Source organism: Streptomyces sp. NPDC022552, assembly GCF_055561875.1.
Genome location: NZ_JBVHGJ010000008.1, coordinates 291,644 through 315,727, shown reverse-complemented (window position 1 = coordinate 315,727; position 24,084 = coordinate 291,644). Strand labels below are relative to the sequence as shown.

Here is a 24,084-nt window from a genome sequence, read left to right as displayed (position 1 = left end):
CAGGGCACATGACACTGCGTTGCGCGTGAGCGGGACGGGAGACGTATCAGATGGCGGAACAGCGGTCGGGTGGCGGCGCGGCGGACGACGGGGGCAGGGGCGCCCCCGAGCACGTCCTTGTGGTCTTCCCCGGCTACCACCGGCCGTGGGCGGCCTGGATCAACCAGCGCCTCGAAGCCCACGGAGTGCGCGCGACCCTGCAGCGCTGGGACCCGCCGCGTGAGGTACCCCTGGAGGACTCCCTCAGCGACCTGCTGCTCGCCAGCGGGCAGGTGCTGCTCGTGCTCAACGACTGGTTCTTCCAGCTCGGCCCCCGGCCGGCCGGAGAGTGGAACGACGTCCTGCGCGGCTTCGTCGCCTCCCGGGCCGACCGGTTCGCCGCAGTCAACCTCACCAACCGGCCGCTGCTCCCCGCCACCGCCGTACTCGAACCCGTCAGCCTCTGGGGCGTCGGCGAGGACGAGGCCGAAGCACGGCTGCTGAGCCGGCTCGGCATCGAACCCCGCCGCTCCTCCGGACGCCGCGCCCTGCCCGGGACACCCGTCCGCTACCCCGACACCCCACCCGAGATCTGGGGCGAGATCCCGCGCCGGAACCCGCGGTTCACCGGCCGGGACGACCTCCTCACCGAGCTCCAGGAACGGCTCATGGACGCCGACCGCGGCAACGCGGCCTGCACCCTGCTGGGCATGTCCGGCATCGGCAAGACCCAGATCGCCGCCGAGTACGCCCACCGCTTCAGCCCCGACTACGACGTCGTCTGGTGGGTCAACTCCGACGACCGCAACGTCCAGCGCGACCGCTTCGGCGAACTCGCCGCCGAACTCCGCCTGCCCAGCGGCAACGAACCCGGCGAACGCATCCGCGCCGTACGGGAGGCGCTGCGCCGCGGCGACCCGCACTCCCGCTGGCTCGTCATCTTCGACGGGTGGGACGACACCGACGGCGCCCAGGTCCTGCTGCCCCACGGACCCGGACACGTACTGATCACCTCACGCAACCGCGGCTGGGGCGACTACACCGACGTCCTCGACGTCCCCAGCTTCGACCGCGCCGAGTCCACCGCCTACCTGATGCGCCGCGCCTCCCACATCACCGCGCCCCAGGCCGACGAGGTCGCCGCCGAGTTCGGGGACGTACCCCTGCCGCTCGTCCAGGCCGCCGCCTGGCTCGGCGAGTCCGGCATGGAGGTCCCCGAGTACCTGCGCATGGTCCGCGACGGACGTCTCTCCACCGTCGAGGAGCCCTCGGCCGTCGACGGCTACCCCAACGCCTCCCTCACCTCCTGGTCGATACTGATCAACCGACTCCGACGCTCCCAGCCGCAGGCCATCGACGTCCTCAGCCTGTGCGCCTCCTTCGCCCCGGGCCGCATCCCCCTCGGACTCGTCCGCGCCTACCCGCAGGCCGAACTGCCCGAGGATCTGCGCTGGATGGCCACCGACCTGCCCGCCTGGACCCGCGCCCTGGACACCCTCGTCAACTACTCGGTGCTCACCCGCGAGACCCGGGGGCCCGCCACCAACGTCGAGGTGGGACCGCACCAGGAGTCCGTGCACATGCACCGGCTCGTCCACGACATCGTCGCCCGCCTCACCGACGGCGAGAACCGGGAGGCACACCGCAAGGCCGTCCGCTCCCTGCTCGCCGAGGCCGACCCCGGCAACCCGATGGACAGCCGGAACTGGCCCCGGTACGCCGAACTCCTTCCGCACATCGGCCCGTCCGGCGCCCTCACCAGCCGTAACGCCCGCGTGCAGACCGCCGTCCTCAACAGCCTGCGCTACTGCTACCGCAGCGGCGAGTTCCGAGCGGGCGCCCAGCTCGCCGAGCGGATCCGGGACGCCTGGTCCACCTTCATGGACCCGCTGGACCAGCCCATGCTCGACCTGACCACCCAGCAGGGCAACGTCCTGCGCTCCTTCGGACGCTTCCGCGAGGCCTACGAACTCGACCTCGCCCAGCGCGAGCGGCTCAGCGCCGCCACACCCCCCAACGAGCTCGGCTCCCTCCTGTCCGGCAGCGCCATCGCCAGCGACCTCCGCTTCCTCGGCCAGTACCAGGAGTCCGAGAAGCTCCAGCGCCAGGTGCTCGCCGAGGCGGAACGCCTCCTCGGCGACACCGAGTTCTCCACCTTCGTCGCCCGCCACAACCTCGGCGTCGTCCTGCGGATGCTCGGCCGCTACCAGGAGGCGTACGACCTCGACGCGGAGTCCCTCGTCCGCTGCGAGACCGTGCTGCGCACCCGCCACGCCCACACCCTGGGCGCAGGCAACGCCCTCGCCCACGACCTCAGGCTGCTCGGCCAGTACCGCGAGGCACTCGCCCGCCAGGAGGCCAACGTCCGGGTGCATGTGCAGGTCCTCGGACCGCAGCATCTGCAGACCCTGTACGCACGCACCCAGCTGGCCCTGTGCCGGCGTCGCGAAGGCGGCTTCCAGCAGGACCTCGGAGCCACCATGGCCAGCCTGCTCGAACAGCTGGAGCAGGTGCACGGACGCGGGCACTACATCACGCTCGCCGCCATCAACAACTACGCCAACTACCTGCGTGAGCACGGCGACCTCGACCACGCGAGGGAGCTCGTCACGGAGGCCGAGGCCGGCTACCGCTCCCTCCTCGGGCCCGCCCACCCCGTCGCCACCGGCGTCCTCGCCAACACCGCGCTCGTCATGCAGGCCGCCGGCGAACGGGCCGACGCCCTGTCCATCCTGGAGGGCGCCCTCGCCGGTCTCACCGCCTCCCTCGGAGCCGACCACCCCTGGGTCCTCGGCTGCGCGCTCAACACCACCGCCGCCCGCAACTTCAACGGGCGGGTCGCCGACGCCGCCGAACTCAGCAGGGAGACCCTGCGCAGGGCCCGCCACACCCTGGGCCACGAGCACCCGCTCACCCTGTCCGGCCAGATCGCCCTCGCCACCGACCTGCGCGGACTGCGCGAGGTCGAGGAGGCCGGAAAGCTGGAGGAGGCCGCCCTGCTCTCCCTCACCCGCACGCTGGGCGCCCAGCACCCGCACACCGTCTCCGCCCGCCACCGCAACCGCCCCTACTGGGACTTCGAGGCCAACCTCGGCTGAGAACCCCGCACACGCCGGAGGCCCGGCACCCCTCGCGGGGTGCCGGGCCTCTCGTCGTACGCGTACCGGAACAGCGGATCAGGCGTCGAAGACCTCGTTGACCAGCTGCTGCTGCTCGGCCTGGTGACGCTTTGCCGAACCGACCGCCGGGGACGAGGAGTGCGGACGCGAGATCCGGCGCAGGCGCTCGCCGTGCGGGATGTCGGCGCCGACCGCCAGGTCCAGGTGGTCGATCAGGTTGAGCGCGATGAACGGCCACGCACCCTGGTTCGCCGGCTCCTCCTGCGCCCACAGGTACTTCTCGGCGTTCGGGTACTTGGCGATCTCGGCCTGGAGCTCGGCACCCGGCAGCGGGTACAGGCGCTCCAGACGGATGATCGCCGTGTCCGTGACACCGCGCTTCTGCCGCTCGGCCTCCAGGTCGTAGTAGACCTTGCCGGAGCAGAAGACGACCTTGCGGACGTCGGCAGCGTTCACCGAGTCGTCGCCGATCACCGGACGGAAGCCGCCGGTGGTGAACTCCTCCACCTTCGACGCCGCGGCCTTCAGACGCAGCATCGACTTCGGGGTGAAGACGATCAGCGGCTTGTGGTGCGGGTTGTGGACCTGCCAGCGCAGCAGGTGGAAGTAGTTCGACGGCAGGGTCGGCATCGCGACCGTCATGTTGTCCTGGGCGCACATCTGGAGGAAGCGCTCCGGGCGAGCGGACGAGTGGTCCGGGCCCTGGCCCTCGTAGCCGTGCGGCAGGAGCAGCGTGACGCCGGAGGTCTGGCCCCACTTCTGCTCGGCCGAGGAGATGAACTCGTCGACGACGGTCTGCGCGCCGTTGACGAAGTCACCGAACTGGGCCTCCCAGACGACCAGGGAGTCCGGACGGGCCAGCGAGTAGCCGTACTCGAAGCCCATCGCCGCGTACTCGCTGAGCAGCGAGTCGTAGACGTTGTAGTGGGCCTGGTCCTCGGCCAGGTAGAGCAGCGGGGTGTAGTCCTCGCCGGTCTCCTGGTCCACCAGGACCGCGTGCCGCTGACCGAAGGTGCCGCGGCGGGAGTCCTGGCCGGAGAGCCGGACCGGGGTGCCCTCCATCAGCAGCGAGCCGATGGCGAGGGTCTCGCCGAAGCCCCAGTCGATGGTGCCGTCGTCGATGGAGGCCGCGCGACGCTGCATCTGCGGCATAAGACGCGGGTGGACCGTGATCCTGTCGGGGATGTTGACCTGCGACTCGGCGATCCGCTTCACGACCTCCTGGGAGACCGCGGTGGTGACGGTGACCGGGAACTCCGGCTGCGGGTCCGGGACGTGCGCCGGGGCCGGCGCCGAGGTGGCCTCGCGGACCTCCGCGAAGACCTTCTCCAGCTGGCCCTGGAAGTCCTGGAGCGCCTGCTCGGCCTCTTCCAGCGTGATGTCACCGCGACCGATCAGCGACTCGGTGTACAGCTTGCGCACCGAACGCTTCTTGTCGATCAGGTTGTACATCTGCGGGTTGGTGAACTGCGGGTTGTCGCCCTCGTTGTGACCGCGCCGGCGGTAGCAGATGAGGTCGATCACGACGTCCTTGTTGAACGTCTGGCGGAACTCGAAGGCGAGCCGCGCGACGCGGACCACGGCCTCCGGGTCGTCGCCGTTCACGTGGAAGATCGGCGCCTCGATCATGCGGGCCACGTCGGTCGCGTACATCGAGGAACGCGACGACTCCGGGGCGGCGGTGAAGCCGACCTGGTTGTTGATGACGATGTGGACCGTGCCGCCGGTGCGGTAGCCGCGCAGCTGCGACATGTTCAGCGTCTCGGCGACGACACCCTGGCCGGCGAAGGCCGCGTCACCGTGCAGGGCGACCGGGAGGACGGTGAAGTCCGTGCCGCCCTTGTTGATGACGTCCTGCTTGGCGCGGACGACACCCTCCAGGACCGGGTCGACCGCCTCCAGGTGCGAGGGGTTGGCGGTGAGCGAGACCTTGATCTGCTCGCCGTCCAGGCCGGTGAAGGTGCCCTCGGCGCCCAGGTGGTACTTCACGTCGCCGGAGCCGTGCATCGACTTCGGGTCGAGGTTGCCCTCGAACTCGCGGAAGATCTGCGCGTACGACTTGCCCACGATGTTCGCGAGGACGTTCAGCCGGCCGCGGTGGGCCATGCCGATGACGACCTCGTCCAGACGGGACTCGGCGGCGGAGTCGATGACCGCGTCGAGCAGCGGGATGACGGACTCGCCGCCCTCCAGGGAGAACCGCTTCTGACCGACGTACTTGGTCTGCAGGAAGGTCTCGAACGCCTCGGCCGCGTTCAGCCGGCGCAGGATCCGCAGCTGCTCCTCGCGCTCCGGCTTGGAGTGCGAGCGCTCGACGCGGTCCTGGATCCACTTGCGCTGCTTCGGGTCCTGGATGTGCATGAACTCGACGCCCGTGGTGCGGCAGTACGAGTCGCGCAGCACGCCGAGGATGTCCCGGAGCTTCATCATCGACTTGCCGGCGAAGCCGCCGACCGCGAACTCGCGCTCCAGGTCCCACAGGGTGAGGCCGTGCTCGGTGATGTCCAGGTCGGGGTGCTTGCGCTGGCGGTACTCCAGCGGGTCGGTGTCGGCCATGACGTGGCCGCGGACCCGGTAGGAGTGGATCAGCTCGAAGACGCGGGCGGCCTTGGTGACGTCGTCGTCGTGCGAGGCGTCGATGTCCTTGAGCCAGCGGACCGGCTCGTAGGGGATCCGCAGGGCCTTGAAGATGTCGTCGTAGAAGCCCTCCTCGCCGAGGAGGTAGTTGGCGACGACCCGCAGGAACTCGCCGGAGGCGGCACCCTGGATGACCCGGTGGTCGTACGTCGAGGTCAGGGTCATGACCTTGGAGATGCCCAGCTTGTTCAGGGTGTCCTGGGACGTGCCCTGGAACTCGGCCGGGTAGTCCATCGAGCCGACGCCCATGATCACGGACTGTCCGGGCATCAGACGCGGCACGGAGTGGACGGTGCCGAGGCCGCCGGGGTTGGTCAGCGAGACGGTGACGCCGGAGAAGTCCTCCATCGTCAGCTTGCCGACGCGGGCGCGCTTGACGATGTCCTCGTAGGCCTGCCAGAACTCGAAGAAGTTCAGGGTCTCGGCCTTCTTGATGCCCGCGACGACGAGCTGGCGGTCGCCGTTCGGCTTCACCAGGTCGATCGCGAGACCGAAGTTCACGTGGTCCGGCTTGACCAGGGTCGGCTTGCCGTCCTTCTCCGCGAAGGAGTAGTTCATCGACGGCATGGCCTTGATCGCCTGCACCATCGCGTAGCCGATCAGGTGCGTGAAGGAGATCTTCCCGCCCCGGGCGCGCTTCAGGTGGTTGTTGATCACGATCCGGTTGTCGAAGAGCAGCTTCACCGGGACGGCGCGGACGGACGTGGCCGTCGGCACCTCCAGCGAGGCGTTCATGTTCTTCGCGACGGCGGCGGCGGGGCCGCGCAGCGTGATCAGCTCGGGACCGGCGGGCGCCTCGGGGGCCGGGGCGGCGGGGGCCTTGGCGGCGGGTGCGGCCTTGGCCGGCGCCGGAGCGGCGGCGGGCTTCGCCGGAGCAGGGGCGGCCGGAGCCTGAGCGGCCGGGGCGGCGGCCGGGGCCGGGGCCTGGGCGGCCGGAGCGGCCTTGGCGGGAGCCGGAGCGGGCACCGGAGCGGCGGGCGCGGCAGGTGCGGCCTGTGCGGGGCTCACCTGCGGCGCGGCGGCGGGAGCCTCCGTCGTGCCGGGCTTGTAGTCGGCGAAGAAGTCCCACCAGGCACGATCGACCGAATTCGGGTCCTGGAGGTACTGCTGGTAGATCTCGTCGACGAGCCACTCATTGGCGCCGAAGGCGGTCGCAGGGTTCTGACCCTGCCCGTCTTGGCCGGTGGAGATGCTCGAGTTACTGGGGGACTGAGACGACACGGCGGTAACCGCCCTCTTCCGCTTCACAAGGTGATGGACAGCGGAAATAAAGGCTACGCCTCCCTGGCCGACAGGTGCAGGCCGGGCAGCGCCAACGTCGCGCAAGTCACACTTGACGCGGTGTTTCGGGGCAGGGAATGGCGGGAAACAAGCGTGGTTCTGCCCCCTCGCGGGTACGAGGAACCCGGGTTGCGGCCCTGAGGCACGCATCCCTGACCACGTCCTGATCGTGTCCTGTCCATGTACACGCAGAACATGTGCTTCCGGTTCGACCCTACGTCAATCGCGTGCCGGAAGGCTTCCCGGAAGAGTGACCTGGATCCGGCAGCCGCGTGACGATTCGGCCACGCCGATCTCGCCGCCGTGCAGATCCACCGCCCAGCGGGCGATCGCCAGCCCCAGCCCCGTGCCGCCGTCGCTGCCCTTGCCGGACTGGGCCGGCACCTGTCCCCGGTTGAACCGCTCGAAGACCGTGTGCCGGAGCGACTCCGGGATGCCCGGACCCTCGTCCTCGACTTCGAGGGCCAGGGAGTCGGGCCACGCGCCCCGCCGCGCCCGTACGGTCACCCGGCCGTGCGGCGGCGAGTGCTTCACCGCGTTGTCGATCAGGTTGGCCATCACCTGGTGCAGCCGCTCCGCGTCCGCGTGCGCGGTCAGCTCGGGCGGCGAGACGTCCAGGTGCAGATGGACGTCCGTACGGTTGTGCAGACCGGACGTCGAGGACAGGCCGCGCTGGGAGGCGGCGAGATTGGCCTCGCGGAGCACGCCGGACAGGTACGGCCAGACCTCGAAACGCCGTGCCTTGAGCGTGACGACACCGTTGTCAAGACGTGACAGGTCGAGCAGGGTCTCGACCAGCCGGCCGAGCCGCTCGGTCTGCTTCAGGGCCGTCCGCATGGTCTCCGGATCCGCCTCGGAGACGCCGTCGACGACGTTCTCCAGTACGGCGCGGAGGGCGGCGATGGGGGTGCGCAGCTCGTGCGAGACATTGGCGACCAGCTCCTTGCGGTGCCGGTCGACGGCCTCCAGGTCGTCCGCCATGCGGTTGATCGTCGAAGCGAGGTCGCCCAGCTCGTCACGGCGGTCCGCGCCGCGCACACGCCTGCTGAAGTCGCCGCGCGAGATCGACCCGGCCACCGTGTTCATCTCGTCCAGCGGCGCCGTCAGGGACTGCGCCACGAACTGGGTGATCAACAGCGTCGCGATCATCGCGAAGATCGTGATGTAGCGGAACTCCGTGGAGGTCCGGATCGCCACCAGCGCGAGCCCGGAGGTCAGCAGGACCGCCCCGACGACCAGCGTGCCCAGCTTGGTCTTGATCGAGATCACGATCCGGCGCCTGCTCCGGCGCTCGGGGCGCTGCCCCCGACGGCTCATGACGCCGGCGTCTCCAGCGCGTAACCGACGCCATGGACCGTACGGATCCGCTCCGCCCCGATCTTCCGGCGCAGCGCCTTGATGTGGCTGTCGACCGTCCGTGTGCCGGACGCGTCCGCCCAGTCCCAGACCTCGGCGAGCAGCTGCTCGCGCGAGAGGACGGCGCGCGGGGTGTTCGCCAGGCAGACCAGCAGGTCGAACTCGGTCGGCGTCAGATGCACGTCCTCGTTGCGGACCCGGACCCGGCGCTGCGCGTGGTCGATCTCCAGCTCGCCGAGGCGCAGGATCCCGCTCCGCGGGGTGACGGCCGCCAGCGCGGCACGCTCCACGCGGCGCAGCAGGACGTGCACGCGCGCGGCCAGCTCACGCATCGAGAACGGCTTGGTCATGTAGTCGTCGGCGCCGACGCCCAGCCCCACCAGCATGTCCGTCTCGTCGTCCCGCGCGGTCAGCATCAGGACCGGGACCGGACGCTGGGCCTGGACCCGGCGGCAGACCTCCAGGCCGTCGAAACCGGGCAGCATCACGTCGAGGACCATCAGGTCGGGCTGCCAGGCCTCGGCCGCGTCGACCGCCGCCGGGCCGTCGGTGGCCGTCTGGACGAGGAAGCCCTCCGCCCGCAGCCGCGCGGCGATCGCATCCACGATCGTCGTGTCGTCCTCGACGACCAGCACTCGTCGCTGCGCACCCGGAGTGGCCGCCGCACCGTGGTGAGTGGTGTGTGTCTGCTCCATTGCCCCGCCTCGCATCGCTGGTGTCGGCCAGCAGCCTAGAGGCACGGGGAGCGTCCCGGCTACGCAGGCCTGACGGCGAGGTGCACCACGTCAGGGACGCCCCGGGCAACCGTGATCTCTTCGGTCCGTACCCCGCTGAATCCGGCATTCCGCAACGACTCTTCGAAATCGACGGACGGTTGGGCCGACCACACGGCGAGGATTCCGCCCGGGTTCAGGCGCCGGGCGCAGGCCTCCAACCCCTCGGTGGAGTAAAGGTTTTGGTTGTCCTCGGTGACCGTCCAGTCGGGTCCGTTGTCGATGTCCAGACAGAGTGCGTCGTAGGTGTCGGGGGAGGTGTGGAGGTACCCGACCAGGTCCGTGTGAAGGATCACGTTGCGCGGATCGGCCAGAGCTGCTCCGGAGATGGCGGCCAGCGGTCCCTCGCGGTGCCAGTCGATGATCGCCTGCTCGCGCTCGACGACCGCGATCCTGGCCCACCGGGGGTCGGCGGTGGCGTGCGCGAGGGAGAAGCCGACACCGAGGCCGCCGATCAGTACGGAGGAGCCGTGCCGGCCGCCGAGCGCGTCCATCGCCGCGTCGACCAGCAGGCGCTCCGACCGTCCGTCGGAGGTGTCCATCAGGAAGGTGCCGTTGGCGATGATCTCGAAATGCTCGTCGCGCCGGCGCAGCACGACTTCTCCGTACGGTCCTTCGCGGCGGTCGAGGGTGACGGGCAGAGGCATGGGGGCTCGCTCCGATCGGACTCGGCGTCGTTGTGGCCGTCCATCCTTGCGGGATGCCGGTGGCGGGGACAACCGGAAGGGAACGGTCCGGGGCCGGGCCCCCCACGGGCCGGCCCCGGACCGGGGTGCGGGGTCGGTCAGGAACCCCGCGGTCAGGGGGATCGGATCTTGGATATCGGATGTTGGATCCGAGATGTTGGATCCGAGATCCGATCGAATGGATCCGATCTGTGGATCCAACGTGCTGGATCCGGTCTCGTGGATCCGATCCGGAGGATCCGGTGGACCGGATCCGGTGTCAGATCGCCAGGCCGTGGCCGTGGGCGAAGACCGGGTTCGCCGTGTCGTTCGGGACGTCCGGGCGGGCCGCCTCCACCGCCGCCATCGAGCGCGGCAGCTCGAAGGGGAGGCGCCCCTCCGCGCTCGCCCGGCCGAACGCCACGTCGAGCAGGGCGTCGTCGCTCGCCCCGTAGTCGGCGATCAGCGCCGCCGCCCGCTCGGCGATCTCCGGCAGGACGGCCGGACGTTCCAGGTTGACGCAGACCACCGTCGGGACCGTGGCGAGCAGCGAGAGGATCCGGGTCAGCTCGGGCTCCTCGAAGGCGAGCGAGCCGGAGTGGAAGAAGGATTCGAAGCGGTTCGGCCGCTCCTCGTACGGTGTGCGAAGCCGCAGCACCGCCAGGTCCGCCTCGGCGGGGGCGGCCACGACGTCCCCGTACGCCGCCGCGACGGCCGGGTCGACGTTCTCGACGTACAGCTTCGGGCGCCCGGTCAGCGGCAGTGGTCCGTTCGTGAGGACCGTGAGCGAGCGGCGCTGGGCCGCCGCGCCCGCCGCCTTGAAGTCGGCGCGGCCGACCGTCTCGGCCGCCTCGTCCGGGTCGACGTACCGCCGCTCGTCGAAGAGCCCGAGAACGAACTTCTCGCGCAGCAGCCGTCGTACGGACGCGTCGATCCGGGCCTCGGAGATCCGGCCCGACTCGACCAGCTCCACGATCACCTCGGGGCACTGCTCGCCGCCGAACTGGTCCGAGCCCGCGTCCAGCGCCTTCGCCACCCGCTCCGCCACGCTCAGGTGCTCCACGCCCCACGCCCGCGCCTCGTGCGTCTCGCCGAAGATCACCGCGTCCGTCAGCAGCCCCCAGTCGGTGCAGACGATCCCGGTGAAGCCCAGCTCCTCCCGCAGCAGCCCGGTGACCACGCCCTTGTTGAAGCCGAAGCCGACCTCCTCCCAGTCGGTGCCGACCGGCCGGCCGTAGTACGGCATCATCTGCGAGCAGCCGGCGGCGATGGCGGCCTTGAACGGCTCCAGGTGGTGCTCCCGCATCCCGCCCGGGTAGATCTGGTCCTTGCCGTGCGGGAAGTGCGGGTCCTCGCCGTCCTTCTGCGGTCCGCCGCCGGGGAAGTGCTTGACCATGGCGGCCACCGAGTCCGGCCCCAACTCCTCGCCCTGAAGTCCGCGGACGTACGCCCTGACCAGCTCGCCGGTCAGCTTGGCGTCCGAGCCGAAGGTGCCGGACTGGCGTGCCCAGCGGGGCTCGGTGGCGAGGTCGATCTGCGGGTGCAGGGCCGTACGGAAGCCGACCGCGAGGTACTCGCGGCGCACGGTGTCGGCGAAGCGGAACACGAGCTCCGGGTCGCCGATCGCGGCGAGCCCCAGCGCCTCGGGCCAGGCGGAGAACGCGCCGGCGTTGAAGGAGGCACCGACGTTGTCGGTGAAGGCGTGACGGGGGTCGGTGGAGAGCGAGACCGGGATGCCGAGCCGGGTGTTCGCGGCCATCTCCTGGACCGCGTTGTGCCAGAGGGCCATCTCGCGGGCGCCGTAGGTGCCGAGCAGGTTGAAGTGGGTGAGGTGGCGGCCCTCGACGAGTTCCGGCGTGGTGAACGGCAGCATCGAGCCGTCCGTCTCGGTCACCGGGGTGCCGTCCGCGTTCATCATCAGCATCGAGTGGAAGAGCTGGCCGGCCTTCTCCTCCGGCGTCATCCGGGAGAGCAGGTCCTCGACCCGCTCGGCGACAGGGCGGGTGGCGTCCTGGTACGGGTGCATGTCGAGGCTCCTGAGGGCTGCGTGAGGAGGAAGCGGCCTCAGGCTAGGGTCGAAAACCGAGTGGGTACTAGGTTTCTGTCATGTGACCTGGATCACGGGGTGGAAGGGGCGTTTCGGACAGCCTCTAAGGTGGCCCCCATGTCGGAGAACAAGGCCCGAACGACCCGCGGAGGCGCGGGCAGGGGCAGCTACGCGGTGGGCGACGAGCGCCGCCGGAAGATCCTCGACACCGCCGTCGAACACTTCGGCCGGTGGGGCTTCCACGCCTCCTCGCTCGCCCGGATCGCCAACGACTGCGGCATCACCCAGGGCGGACTGCTGCACCACTTCCGCAGCAAGGAGGACCTCCTGCTCTCGGTCCTCGCGCAGAGCGAGCAGCACGACGTCGAGCGCCTCTTCGCCGACGAACCGGAGTCGTACGCCGCATACCTGGAGACCGTCGTCGGTCTCGTCGAGGACAACACCCGGCGCCCCGGCATCGTGCGGATGTTCAACGTCCTGGCCGGTGAGTCCGGCAACGTCGGCCACCCCGCGCACCAGTACTTCAAGGAGCGCTACGCGCGCGTGCTGCGCCACACCGTCGACCTCATGGAGGCGGCCGTGCGGCGAGGAGAGCTGCGGGAGGGCATCGACTGCCGGGCCGTCGGGCAGGAACAGCTGGCCGTGATGGACGGCCTGCAGATCCAGTGGGCGCTGGACCCGGGGTCGATGGACATGCCGGGCCGCGTACGGGCCTTCCTGGACCGGCAGTTGCGGGAGATCTCGGTGACGGGGGAGGGCCTGCCGGGGGCCGCGTGACGGGGGAGGGCCTGCCGGGGGTCGCCGGCTGAGGCACGGGCGACGCGTGCGTCAGGCGCGTACGGGACGGGCGCCGCGGAACGCGTGGAGCGCCGTGCCCCCGGCGAACGCGCCCAGCGCCACCGCCCAGGCGCCGGCCTCCGGGCCCGGCTGCATCGGCCACGCCCACAGCGCCGCCGCGCCCCCCGGCGTGGACGGCGCCGCCACATAGACCGAGCCGACGTACACCGTGATCGGCAGCCAGCTCGCCCGGGCGCCGATCAGCGCCGCCGCCGCGGCCGTGACGCCGACCGCGCCCAGGGTGTTGCGGACGATCGCCGGTCCGCCGAACTCCTCCGGGTGACCGGGCACGGAGAGCGCCAGAAGGGCGACGGCCAGGACCGTCAGGGCGAGGACGTGCGCGGTGCGGCGCAGGGGCCAGGGACGGGTCGCCGTACGGTCCAGCTCGTCGCTCGCCGCGTACAGGCTCGTGCCGACCGCCGACGCGGCCAGCAGCGGGCCGAGGACGATGACCGGCACCCGGGCCGTGTGGTCGAAGCCCGGCTGCGACTGGAGCCAGGCCGCGGACCAGGCCGCCGCGGCGGCCGTCCCCAGCACGGCGGCGACCGTGGCCGGAAGTGTGCGCGAGCGGACGTAGAGGGCGGGGCCGAGGCCGAGGACGCTCACGGGATCGGCACCTCCTCGGGACGGCAGCGGTCCGCCTTCAGGTAGCGGCCGAGGTACTCCCGTTGGGCGGCCGGGGACTTCGCGCGCAGGGCGTCGAGGTGCCGCCGCGCGGCCGGCCCGACCGGAACCCCGTAGTACTCCGGTGTCGGCGCCAGCCACTCCGACACGGCGAGATGGATCTCGCCGACCCGCTCGGCGTCCGGCCCCGCGAAGCCCTCGGAGGAGCACGTGTCCGAGAACAGCCACTGGACCGCCGAGTTCAGGTACAGGTCCGGGTTCCTGAGCCTGCCCCGTACCGCGTCCGCCTCGTGGTCGGGCAGCTCGGCCTCCCCCGGGCCGGGGCCGCTCGGCCCCGGGGACCAGCGGACCGGGGCTCCCGGCACCCCGCGCAGCCGTTCGTTGAGCGGTGCGAGTGCCCGGGAGATGTCCGGCAGCAGCGTGCGGTCGAGGGCGTTCACGCAGACCTGCGGCGATCCGTCGTCGCAGACCGGGCGTATCGCCTCCGGGTCCGGGCGCCACGGGCCGTCCGCCGGCAGCCGGAGTACGGGCACGGCGGCGGCGACCGCCGCGGCGAGCGGGATCAGGGCGAGCAGCCGCCGCCGCGCGGGGCGGGCGGCGTACGCCAGGAGCGCCCCCAGGGCGAGGCCGCCGGTCCAGACGGCCGAGGCCGGGGCGTACCACCACACGGGCTCGTGCCAGGGGGAGGAGTGATCGGCGGCCGGACCGAGCCAGCGCGCGGGGCTCTCCGTGTACGAGCCGATCGCGAGCCCGACGTATCCGGTCACCGCGAGCAGCGGAGCCGTCAGCCGCCACGGCACCAGCAGTCCGACGAGATGGCCGAGCGTGCCCAGAGCGGCCAGCGCGATCGCGTCGGCGGCGACGAGTTCGAGGTACGGCCGGCCTCCGCCGACGTACGGCCAGGTCGCGAGCAGGCACACCGCCGCGGCGAGGAGGTGTCCGGCGGGCGGCCAGAGCGCTGAGGGAGCGACGGCGAGCAGCGTACGGCGCAGTCGGCCGCGCGGGATGGAACGGAGCAGCTCCACCGTCCCGCGGCGCCGCTCCCGGCCGCCCTGCCAGCAGCCGGCGGCGAGCGCGAGCGGGCCCCCGAGCAGCCCGCCGGCGACGTGCAGCATGTCGGTGGCATCGGTCCACCGCGCCTGCCACGCGGGCGCCTTGCCGTACATCGTGACGAGGATCGTGACCGCCACGGCCGCACCGGCCCAGGGGCCGACGCCCCGCCTCAGCTCGGTGCGGACGACGGACGGGTGGCGTGAGGGCGCGGCGGGGCGGGGCGGTGTGGCGGTCGCGGTCACCGGGGGTCCTCGGGGGAGACGGGCGAAGTCGGAGTGACGGGTGTGACGGGAGCGAGGGCGTTCGCGGGGGGCGCGGGCGGCGAGGGTGGGGGCGTGGTCGTGGGTGGTGCGGTCGTGCGCGCGGGCGGGGCCGGCTGCTGGTGGGCGCCGCCCTTCTCCGGGCCGGTGGCGGGAGCGGGAGCGCGCCGCGGCGCGCGGTGGGCGCGGAGGGCCGCCGTGTATCCGCGCTCGATCGCGTTCGCCGCCTCCCCGGCGGCGCCCGACTCCTCGCCCAGGGTGGTCAGTTCCGCGGTCGTGCCCCGGAAGGCGATACGGCCCGACTCGATCAGCGTGACCTCCGAGCAGGCCGCGGCCACGTCCTCCACCAGATGGGTGGAGACGATCACCGTGGAGGACGCGCCGATCTCTCGCAGGAGCGTCCTGAACTCGACCCGCTGCTCGGGGTCGAGACCCGCTGTCGGCTCGTCGAGGAGGAGCAACTCCGGCTCGTTCACGATGGCCTGGGCGATCCCGGCCCGCCGGACCATGCCCCCGGACAGCGTCTTCAGCCGTGCGTCGATGCGGTCCGCCAGGCCCACCCGCTCCACGGCGCGCTCCACGGCGGCCGGGGCGCGGTCCGTCGGCATCTCCTTGAGCCAGGCCACGTACGCCACGAACTCGCGGACCGTGAAGCCGGCGTAGTACCCGAACTCCTGCGGCAGATAGCCCAGCCGGCGCCGGATCTCCGACCGCTCCCGGTGGGCTCCGGAGTCCCGGCCCAGGAGCTCCACCCGACCGTCCGACGGCGCCGCCACGGTCGCGAGGACACGGATGAGGGAGGTCTTTCCGGCACCGTTCGGGCCGAGCAGGCCGTGGACGCCGGGACCGAGGTCCAGGTCGAGGCGGTCGAGCGCGACGGTACGGCGGTGCCTGACGGTCAGCCCGCGCGCCGCGACCGTCGTGCCCGAGGGGGTCGCCGTGCTCCGTGTGCTCCGTACGGCCCGTGGGCTGGGTGTGGTCACCGGGTCTCCAGATGGTCGAAGGAACGGCGCCGCAGGGCCACGAGGCCCGCGCAGACGGCGGCGGCTGCGGCCCAACCGCCCTGTGCGGCCGGGCCCGAGAGGTACCGGGCCAGCTCGGACGTGGCCCCGGGCCGCCCGAGCACCGGCCCGGCCACCGCGAGCAGCCAGCCGGCGGTGAGGCCGACAGACGCCGCCCGGCAGCCCACGAACGAGCCGAGGGCCAGGGCCGCGAGCGTCAGCGCGAGCCCCGGCAGCAGCCAGGCCGCGGCGCCCGGCACGCCGGTGACCGGCGGCAGCACCGCCCCGGCCGCGGTCAGCACCGGCACGCAGACCCCGAGCACGGCCGCCGCCCGGGTGAGCAGCAGGCGCAGCCCGCCGGAGGGGGTCGCCACGCCGATCTCGTACATCGGGTCCGCGTGACGTCCGTACGAGACGGCCACCCCGGCGAGCGGCAGGACCGGAGCGAGGGCGAGCAGCGCCGGACGCGCCCCCCGGAACCCGGCGCCGTACGCGAGGCCCACCGCGGCGGCGACCACGACCAGCAGCGCCACCACCCAGGCCCCGCGCAGCGCGGGGCCGACGGCCCACAGCAGGCGTGCCCCACGGGACGCGGGGGAGAGGCCCAGGCCGCCCGCGCCCGGGCCCCTGCCCCGGCCCACGCTCAGGCGCGAGCCCACGCCCAGGCGCCGGGGCGCGGTGGCCGTCTCTGCGCGTACCGTCGCCAGGAGCGAGGCCCGGACGTCCGCGAGGACCGGACCCGATCCCCCCGCCCGGACCGCGGCCGAGACGCGGGCCGCGCAGTCCCCGCACACCTCGACGTGCTTCTCCAGGGACCACGCGTCGGGCTCGGCCGCCGCACCCGACGCGTACCGGTGGGCCAGTGCATCGGTCACGTGCCAGGGCGCGGTCATGCGGTGCCTCCCAGGGCGTGCGGGCCGAGGGCGGCACGCAGTTCGCGACGGGCCCGCAGGGCGCGGGTCTTCACCGTCCCCTCAGGTATCCCGAGCAGCCGGGCCGTCTCGCGGGTGGTCAGGCCGTCGACGACGGTGGCCCGCAGGACCTCGCGCAGCTCGGGCGAGATCCGGTCGAGCGCGGCGCCGACGTCCCCGTACTCCAGGCCGGCGAGGACCCGGTCCTCCGCGGAGGGGGCGGGGGCGATCGGTTCGGGGGCCGCGCGCTCCGCACGGGCCCGGGCGCGTTGTGCGTCGACCAGGCGGCGCGCGGCGACGACCCAGAGCCAGCCCCCGGCCTCGCCCCGGCCGCGGTGGGAGCCGGCGGAGCGCCAGACCGTCACGAAGGTGTCCTGGAGAACCTCCCGTACGGTCTCCTCGTCCGCGCAGCGCCGGGCCAGCCGTGCGTGCAGCCATCCCGCGTGCCGGTCGTACAGCACGGCCAGCGCCTCGGTGTCCCCGCGGGCGACGGCGCGCAACAGCGCTGAGTCGTCCCGCTCTTCTGCCCGTTCGGGGCGCAACAGTCTCACGCCCCTCTATCGCTCGGCGGACGGCCGGCGGTTCACGCCGGGGCCGTGGCCGTGTCGATCCGGGGCGGGGTGGGGGTCAGGGGCCGGTCGGGGGGCCGCCGTCGGGGAGGGCCGAGAAGACGCGCTGCAGGGCTGGAGGGCGCTCGCCGTCCGCGGCGACGACGACCCGGTACCGGTACGTGAAGACGTACTGGAACCCGTCGTGCACCGGCTGCCCCGTCGGCCGCGTGGGCACCTTCGCGTAGGCCGGATCCTCCAACGCCGCGCGCAGCTCGGCCACTTCGGCGGCGGTCATACGGCCCGTGCGCGGCGACTCCGTGCCGGACCGGGTGGTGTAGCTGCCGTCGTAGTGCACGATCAGCTGGTTGCGGACACCGGCCAGCCCGCCGTTGACGTTCACCTCGACGAGGACCTCGCGCGGACCGGGCTCATGGTCGTTCTTGACGGTCCCGTCCGGCGCGGTCGGGGCCGGCGGGACGGAGACGCCGCCCGTCCCCGGGGGCGTCGGCTGCGCTGTCTCCTCCTGGGCCGCGACCGGCCCCGGCGGGGTGCCCTGGTCGCCGCAGCCGGTCAGCGCCAGTGCCGGAACCAGTGCCGCCGACGCGGCCCACAGCCTCGCGTTACCACCCTTGAGCGTCATGGACACGATCCTGCCCTCACCCGATCCGGTTGACCAGGGCCGCGTGCACGGCGTCGAGACGGGGCCCGTGAGGCCCGCCCCGTCCGCCAGGTCGACGGCGTCCACACACGCCCGGCACCGGTCGAGATGAGCCTCGGCGTGGCCGAGGAGGTCGGGGGAGAGCTCCCCGCGCGCGTACGCGTCCACCCCCGCGCCGCTACGCGTCCCGCACGATCCCCGTCAGCGGGCACGTGTGACGCCAGCCCAGCGTGTCGTACAGCGCCAGGCCGTCCCGAGTCGCCGAGAGCACGCCCGTCGCCGCGCCCGCCTGTGCGGCCGCCGCCTCCAGCGTGCGCATCACGTTCGCGCCGAGACCGCGGCGGCGGTGGCCGGGGTGCGTCTCGATCTGGTCCGCGACCGCCGTCGCCCCCGTCGGGGCGATCTGGCCGCGGGCCGCGAGCGTGCCGTCAGGCGCCACGATCCGGACCCGGATCACACCGTCCCTGGTCTCCGTCGTCCGCGCGTACCCCTCCGGAGCCGGCGGCCGCGTGCCCGCGTCCAGGAGCTTCCACATCATGTAGCCCGGGTCGTCCGGGACGGTCCACCCCGGGGTGATCCACTCCGCGACCTCCTCCGGTCCGGCCATCACCTTCAGCCATGCGTGCGGCTCGGTGATCTCCTGGCAGAGCTTGCGCACGGACACCGCGTCCGGCGCGGGCAGGACGTGCCGGAACACGTGCGTCGGCAGGCCGACGTCGATCCGCCAGCCCCAGGGCTCGACGACGGCGGGCGGAGCGCCCCGCGAGACGGTCCAGCCCGCCACCCAGGCAGACGTAATAGTCATGGTGTCCATGGAGGCATTACATGGCCCTCGCTTCGCCCTGCGCCAGAGTGATCGCTCAGAGCGAACAACGCTCGGGGAACATCCACGGGCTCACGTGCATTGAGTCCACATAGCTCAACTTGACTGCCGAAGGGGAGATCATGGCTTCGACGTCCTCACCGCTCACTCTGCCTGTGCTGCCGCTCGACGACGAGGTCGTGCTGCCCGGAATGGTGGTGCCGCTGGACCTGTCCGACAACGACGTACGCGCCGCGGTCGAGGCCGCCCAGGCCGCCGCCCGTTCCGGGGCCGGCAAGCCCAGGGTGCTCCTCGTGCCCCGGGTCGACGGGACGTACGCCGCGACCGGTGTCCTCGGCACCGTCGAGCAGGTCGGGCGGCTGTCCGACGGCGACCCCGGCGCGCTCATCCGCGGCCGTGGCCGCGTCAGGATCGGCGCCGGTACGACCGGCCCCGGCGCCGCGCTCTGGGTCGAGGGCAGCGCCGTCGAGGAGACCCTGCCCGACCCGCTGCCCGGCTCCGTGACCGACCTGGTCAAGGAGTACAAGGCGCTGGCCACCAGCTGGTTGAAGAAGCGCGGCGCCTGGCAGGTCGTGGACCGCGTCCAGCAGATCGACGACGTGTCCGCCCTCGCCGACAACTCCGGCTACTCGCCCTTCCTCACTCTGGAGCAGAAGGTCGAGCTCCTGGAGACCGCCGACCCGGTGGTCCGGCTCAAGCTCGCCACCGCCCAGCTCCGCGAGCACCTGGCCGAGCAGGACGTGGCCGAGTCCATCGCGAAGGACGTCCAGGAGGGCGTCGACAAGCAGCAGCGCGAGTTCCTGCTGCGGCGCCAGCTGGATGCCGTACGCAAGGAGTTGCGCGACCTCAACGGCGAGACGGACGGCGACGAGTCCGACGACTACCGGGCTCGTGTCGAGGCCGCCGACCTGCCCGAGAACGTCCGTGAGGCGGCCCTCAAGGAGGTCGAGAAGCTGGAGCGGTCCAGCGACCAGTCCCCGGAGGGCTCCTGGATCCGCACCTGGCTCGACACCGTCCTCGAACTGCCCTGGAACGAACGGACCGAGGACCAGTACGACATCCAGGGCGCCAAGGCGATCCTCGACGCCGAGCACGCGGGCCTGGAGGACGTGAAGGAACGGATCACCGAGTACCTGGCGGTCCGCAAGCGGCGCGCCGAGCGCGGCCTCGGGGTCGTCGGCGGCCGTCGCGGCGGCGCCGTCCTGGCCCTGGTCGGCCCGCCCGGCGTCGGCAAGACGTCGCTGGGCGAGTCCGTCGCGCACGCGATGGGACGGAAGTTCGTCCGGGTCGCGCTCGGCGGCGTACGGGACGAGGCGGAGATCCGCGGCCACCGGCGGACGTACGTCGGCGCCCTGCCGGGCCGGATCGTACGGGCGATCAAGGAGGCCGGGTCGATGAACCCGGTGGTCCTGCTCGACGAGATCGACAAGGTCGGCTCCGACTACCGCGGCGACCCCGCGGCCGCGCTCCTCGAAGTCCTGGACCCTGCGCAGAACCACACCTTCCGCGACCACTACCTGGAGGTCGAACTCGACCTCTCCGACGTCGTCTTCCTGGCGACGGCGAACGTCCTGGAGGCCATCCCGGAGGCGCTGCTCGACCGGATGGAGCTGGTGCGGCTCGACGGGTACACGGAGGACGAGAAGGTCGTCATCGCCCGCGACCACCTGCTGCCCCGGCAGCTGGAGCGCGCGGGCCTGGAGCCGGGCGAGGTGGTCCTGGAGGACGCGTCGCTGCGGAAGCTGGCGGGCGAGTACACCCGTGAGGCGGGTGTACGGAACCTGGAGCGGTCCATCGCGCGGCTGCTGCGGAAGGTCGCGGCGCAGCACGAACTGGGCGACCGGGAGCTGCCGTTCACGGTCGGCGTGGACGATCTGCGCGGGCTGATCGGGCGTCCGCACCACATTCCGGAGTCCGCGCAGGACCCGGCCGAGCGCCGTACGTCGGTGCCGGGCGTGGCGACCGGCCTGGCCGTCACGGGTGCGGGCGGTGACGTCCTCTTCGTGGAGGCGTCGCTCGCGGACCCGGAGACGGGCGCGGCGGGGCTGACCCTGACGGGCCAGCTGGGCGACGTGATGAAGGAGTCCGCGCAGATCGCGCTCTCCTTCCTGCGTTCGCACGGCGCGGAGCTGGAGCTGCCCGTGACCGGTCTGAAGGACCGGGGCGTGCACATCCACTTCCCGGCGGGCGCGGTGCCGAAGGACGGCCCGAGCGCGGGCATCACGATGACGACGGCCCTCGCGTCGCTGCTCTCCGGCCGGCTCGTCCGGACGGACGTGGCGATGACCGGTGAGGTGTCGCTGACCGGCCGGGTCCTCCCGATCGGCGGCCTGAAGCAGAAGCTCCTGGCGGCGCACCGGGCGGGCATCACGACGGTCGTGATCCCGAAGCGGAACGAGGCCGACCTGGACGACGTCCCCGCGGAGATCCTGGAGAAGCTGGAGGTCCACCCGGTGACGGACGTCCGCCAGGTCCTGGAGATCGCCCTCGCCCCGGCGGAGGTGCGGGTGAGCGCGGCCGCGTAAGCGGTTCGGGTGGTGCGCCGGGTGACGTGGCACGGCGTTCCGGCCGTACCCGTCCCGGTGGTACGAGAAGCGGGGCGCCCCTCCAGCGGGGGCGCCCCGCTTCTCGCCGTCCGACGGTCCCGCCCCGCGTGGCCCGAGCGCCATCTGCCCACCGTGGCCAGGGAGTCGGGCCCGGCGGGAACATCGCCGGAGGGTGCGCCGTTGACGTGCTGCCTGATCTTCGCAACGTCGACCAAGGAGTGCCTTGACCGAGACCTCGCCGACCAGTCCCACCGTGCCCGCGCTCCCGTCGCTCGCCGCCCAGGCGGAGCGGCTGATCGAGCTCGGGGTGCACGAGCTCGCGGGGATTCCGGCGGACGAACTGCGCGCCTTCGCCGAGGGAGCCGGCGGCGGACGGGATGACGCCCTGCTCGCCGTGCACCCCGACCGCGCGCCCGCCTCCGCCCTCGCGCCGCTGCTCCGCCGCGACGACAAGCCCGGATTCGTCGTCGTCGACATGCCGGACGTCGACGACTTCGCCCCGCTCGACACCGTCGAGCTGCCCGACGCGCCGCTCTACCTCGTCTCGGGCGTCGACCGCGGCGACCACATGTCCAACTGGAGCCCGGACGAGGCGCTGCCCGCCCTCGCCAAGGAGGACCGGACCCCGCTGCTGCTCAGCGAGGGCATCCACTGGGTCCTCCAGCAGCCGGCGGCCCTGGAGCGCAACCTCTGCTTCATGACCATCGGCTCGCGGCTCCGCAAGGCGAACGGCGCCTTCGACGCCCGCACCCCGGCGATCTGGATCAGCAACGGCACCGGGCGGGACGGCCGCGAGCGGCGTAACGCCCCGAAGGTCGGCTGGTGCTGGTGGAACAACCGGCACACCTGGCTGGGCTTCGCCTCCACCACGGGCCGCGGCGTCTGACCGAGGAGGTCGTCGGCCCTTACGACACGTTCCGCCGCCGCGTCAGGAGCAGGCTGCCCGCCCCGAAGGCCGCCAGGGCCCCGGCTCCCGCGAGGGCGAGCGGGAGCGGGGACGGGGAGGTCCGCGCGGCCTCGGCCGAGAGCGCGGGGGCCTGCTCGTCCCCGCCGTGACCCGCGTGGCTCACCGTCGAACGGTCGGTGCCCGCGGCGATCTTCGCCTCGCTCGGTGCCGAGCCGGCCACCTTCGCCGTACCGCCGTAGGTGACGTCCGAGCAGCTGTAGAACGCCTCCGGGCTGTCGTTGCGCTGCCAGACCTTGTAGACGATGTGGCGGCCGGTGCGCGCGGGCAGGGTGCCGGTGAAGTTGTAGTAGCCGTCCGCGGAGGTGCGCGGTGTGGCGTAGGTGGCGACGGGGGTCGCGTCCAGGTCCGACCACTTCAGCGGCTTCGTGGGGTCGAAGCCCTGCTTGGTGATGTACACCGTCATCGTGCCGGAGTGCGCCGCCGTGACCCGGACCTTGAAGTCGAAGGAGCCCGCCCCGACCGCCGTGGCCGGCCAGTCCGTCCGGGCCCAGTCCAGCGCCCGGTACTTCACGCGGTTGGCCGAGCAGAGCTTGCCGTCGGGGATGACCACCTGGTGCTGCCCGTTCGCGTTGGCGATGTTCACCTCGTTCCAGTCGTAGAGCGGCTGGGTGCCGGAGTCGGCGACGAGGTCCTTGCAGACCTGGGAGTCGGGGGACTCGGGCCCCTCCGCGTAACAGGCCGCCACCCGGCTCACCGGGTTGAAGACGGCCCCGTGCGCGCCCGCGACGGACGGGGTGAGGGGGATCAGCGCGGCCGCGGACAGGGTGACGGCTGCGGCGGTGCGGCGGTACGAGGACGGCATGTCGGGGCTCTCTCTCGTGCGTGGGGGAGGACGGAACGAGCAATGAGCGGGTGGCGTACGGAAGTTGAAAGCCGCACGCGCCGCCCAAGAGACTCGCATTGGTCCATACCAATCGGCAAGAGGGGGGAGCGAGAAAGGCGGAGGGGAGGGCGGTGAAAGCGAAGGCGGCCTCCCGGACGCGCCGCCGCGCACCTGGGAGACCGCCGAAGCCGCCGACCGCCGTCCGTCGAACGAGGGCTAAGGCCGGATCAGCCGTTCGCCAGCGCCTGTACGCGCGAGAGGTCGCCGTTGAAGCGGTTGTGGTCACCGACCGTCGGACCGGTCGAGGTGTACTGCCACATCGTGTAGTACGGCCAGCCGGCCGGGAGCGTGCCGACCGTCGAGGCGTACCGGGCGATCCACAGCGGGTTGCTCGCGCCGAAGCCGGCGTAGTTGCCCGTGCACTGCGTCCACCAGCTCGTCGCCGTGTAGATCACCGCGTCCCGGCCGGTCCGCGCCTTGTAGCGGTTGAGGAAGTCGCGGATCCACGTGACCATCGCCGACTGCGACTTGCCGTAACAGGTCGCGCCGTACGGGTTCCACTCGATGTCCAGCGCGCCCGGCAGGGTCTTGCCGTCCCGGGACCAGCCGCCGCCGTTGTTGACGAAGTAGTCGGCCTGCGCCGCGCCCGTCGTCGTGTCCGGGGTGGCGAAGTGGTACGCGCCGCGGATCATGCCCACGTTGTACGAGCCGTTGTACTGCTGCGCGAAGTAGGGGTTCTTGTAGTAGGTGCCTTCCGTCGCCTTGACGTAGGCCCACTTCACCCCGCTGTTCCACAGCGTCGACCAGGCCACGTTCCCCTGGTGGCTGGAGACGTCCACGCCTTCGGTCTGGGCGGCCCGGGGCGTTCCTGGCGTGCCGTTCCGGCCGTCGTGCTCGATGACGCCCATGCCCATGTGGGCGGAGCCGCGTGGGGGAACGGCGTCGGCGTCGGCCGCGCTGGCCGGGCCGGAGAACGTGAGGGGCAGGAGGAGGGCCAGGGCCGCGAGTGCGGCGCCGGCGAGGGTGTTTCCGGATCTGTGCACGGGCATTGCGTGCCTCCGAAAGGCTCGGTGGGGGAGCGTGCCGGGACAGTCCTGGTGTGGACATGTCATCGATGACGCTACGCACGTAGACCGGTTCGGCGGAAGGGGGTCCGGGTGCTGCCGTTGGTCT

Annotated in this window: 17 protein-coding genes and 1 pseudogene; 4 read left to right on the top strand and 14 right to left on the bottom strand. The window is 72.3% G+C overall.

Annotated features, from left to right (window positions below; translation table 11 throughout):
* Positions 1-50 precede the first annotated feature (50 nt).
* A complete protein-coding gene (fxsT, locus tag ACZ3OF_RS22635) occupies positions 51-3,077 on the top strand; it encodes an FxSxx-COOH system tetratricopeptide repeat protein (protein ID WP_361672663.1) in 3,027 nt (1,008 codons plus the stop codon).
* A 78-nt stretch (positions 3,078-3,155) separates the two neighbouring features.
* On the opposite strand, the gene ACZ3OF_RS22630 is transcribed toward fxsT, so the two are convergent.
* From ACZ3OF_RS22630 to ACZ3OF_RS22610, 5 genes are all read right to left on the bottom strand, one after another.
* Positions 3,156-6,956: a multifunctional oxoglutarate decarboxylase/oxoglutarate dehydrogenase thiamine pyrophosphate-binding subunit/dihydrolipoyllysine-residue succinyltransferase subunit gene (locus ACZ3OF_RS22630; RefSeq protein WP_361672661.1), complete on the bottom strand. Its 3,801-nt coding sequence runs from the start codon at positions 6,954-6,956 to the stop codon at positions 3,156-3,158.
* 279 nt (positions 6,957-7,235) lie between these two features.
* Complete coding sequence (locus tag ACZ3OF_RS22625; RefSeq protein WP_361599328.1) at positions 7,236-8,333, bottom strand: HAMP domain-containing sensor histidine kinase; 1,098 nt, start codon at positions 8,331-8,333, stop codon at positions 7,236-7,238.
* Positions 8,330-9,067 (bottom strand): response regulator transcription factor, encoded by a 738-nt coding sequence (locus ACZ3OF_RS22620; protein WP_361672658.1) that lies wholly within the window; start codon positions 9,065-9,067, stop codon positions 8,330-8,332. Before ACZ3OF_RS22620 ends, ACZ3OF_RS22625 begins: the two co-directional genes overlap by 4 nt.
* Positions 9,068-9,126: 59 nt before the next feature.
* On the bottom strand, positions 9,127-9,792 hold the full coding sequence (locus tag ACZ3OF_RS22615; RefSeq protein ID WP_361672656.1) for a spermidine synthase family protein: 666 nt from the start codon (positions 9,790-9,792) through the stop codon (positions 9,127-9,129).
* A gap of 298 nt (positions 9,793-10,090) precedes the next feature.
* Positions 10,091-11,836, bottom strand: a complete 1,746-nt coding sequence (locus ACZ3OF_RS22610; protein WP_467306431.1) for a glycoside hydrolase family 3 protein — start codon at positions 11,834-11,836, stop codon at positions 10,091-10,093.
* A gap of 138 nt (positions 11,837-11,974) precedes the next feature.
* Here ACZ3OF_RS22610 and ACZ3OF_RS22605 point away from each other — a divergent pair, with 138 nt between their 5' ends.
* On the top strand, positions 11,975-12,634 hold the full coding sequence (locus ACZ3OF_RS22605) for a TetR/AcrR family transcriptional regulator (RefSeq protein WP_361672650.1): 660 nt from the start codon (positions 11,975-11,977) through the stop codon (positions 12,632-12,634).
* Between the two features lie 51 nt (positions 12,635-12,685).
* On the opposite strand, the gene ACZ3OF_RS22600 is transcribed toward ACZ3OF_RS22605, so the two are convergent.
* The 7 genes and pseudogenes from ACZ3OF_RS22600 to ACZ3OF_RS22570 form a co-directional block, all read right to left on the bottom strand.
* Positions 12,686-13,300, bottom strand: coding sequence for a hypothetical protein (locus ACZ3OF_RS22600; protein ID WP_467306429.1), 615 nt, complete (start codon positions 13,298-13,300; stop codon positions 12,686-12,688).
* Positions 13,297-14,613, bottom strand: coding sequence for a hypothetical protein (locus ACZ3OF_RS22595; RefSeq protein ID WP_467306427.1), 1,317 nt, complete (start codon positions 14,611-14,613; stop codon positions 13,297-13,299). Before ACZ3OF_RS22595 ends, ACZ3OF_RS22600 begins: the two co-directional genes overlap by 4 nt.
* Before the next feature lie 188 nt (positions 14,614-14,801).
* A pseudogene (locus tag ACZ3OF_RS22590) lies at positions 14,802-15,533 on the bottom strand (ABC transporter ATP-binding protein); the annotation flags it as partial.
* 77 nt (positions 15,534-15,610) lie between these two features.
* Entirely contained in the window at positions 15,611-16,525 is a 915-nt protein-coding gene (locus ACZ3OF_RS22585; protein WP_361672642.1) for a zf-HC2 domain-containing protein, read from the bottom strand.
* On the bottom strand, positions 16,522-17,094 hold the full coding sequence (locus ACZ3OF_RS22580; protein ID WP_361672640.1) for an RNA polymerase sigma factor: 573 nt from the start codon (positions 17,092-17,094) through the stop codon (positions 16,522-16,524). Before ACZ3OF_RS22580 ends, ACZ3OF_RS22585 begins: the two co-directional genes overlap by 4 nt.
* Positions 17,095-17,170: 76 nt before the next feature.
* Entirely contained in the window at positions 17,171-17,920 is a 750-nt protein-coding gene (locus tag ACZ3OF_RS22575; protein ID WP_467306424.1) for a zf-HC2 domain-containing protein, read from the bottom strand.
* Positions 17,921-17,930: 10 nt separating this feature from the next.
* Positions 17,931-18,566 carry a GNAT family N-acetyltransferase gene (locus tag ACZ3OF_RS22570; RefSeq protein ID WP_467306422.1) on the bottom strand — a complete coding sequence of 212 codons (636 nt, stop codon included), beginning with the start codon at positions 18,564-18,566 and terminating at the stop codon, positions 17,931-17,933.
* Between the two features lie 131 nt (positions 18,567-18,697).
* On the opposite strand from ACZ3OF_RS22570, the gene lon reads away from it, so the two are divergent.
* Positions 18,698-21,100 carry an endopeptidase La gene (gene lon, locus ACZ3OF_RS22565; protein WP_361672634.1) on the top strand — a complete coding sequence of 801 codons (2,403 nt, stop codon included), beginning with the start codon at positions 18,698-18,700 and terminating at the stop codon, positions 21,098-21,100.
* A gap of 244 nt (positions 21,101-21,344) precedes the next feature.
* Positions 21,345-22,007: a DUF5701 family protein gene (locus tag ACZ3OF_RS22560; RefSeq protein ID WP_361672632.1), complete on the top strand. Its 663-nt coding sequence runs from the start codon at positions 21,345-21,347 to the stop codon at positions 22,005-22,007.
* Positions 22,008-22,026: 19 nt separating this feature from the next.
* Here the strand turns inward: ACZ3OF_RS22560 and ACZ3OF_RS22555 are convergent, their stop codons facing one another.
* Both ACZ3OF_RS22555 and ACZ3OF_RS22550 read right to left on the bottom strand, forming a co-directional pair.
* Positions 22,027-22,890: a lytic polysaccharide monooxygenase auxiliary activity family 9 protein gene (locus ACZ3OF_RS22555; RefSeq protein ID WP_467306419.1), complete on the bottom strand. Its 864-nt coding sequence runs from the start codon at positions 22,888-22,890 to the stop codon at positions 22,027-22,029.
* Positions 22,891-23,138: 248 nt separating this feature from the next.
* On the bottom strand, positions 23,139-23,960 hold the full coding sequence (locus tag ACZ3OF_RS22550; protein ID WP_361672628.1) for a lysozyme: 822 nt from the start codon (positions 23,958-23,960) through the stop codon (positions 23,139-23,141).
* Positions 23,961-24,084 lie beyond the last annotated feature (124 nt).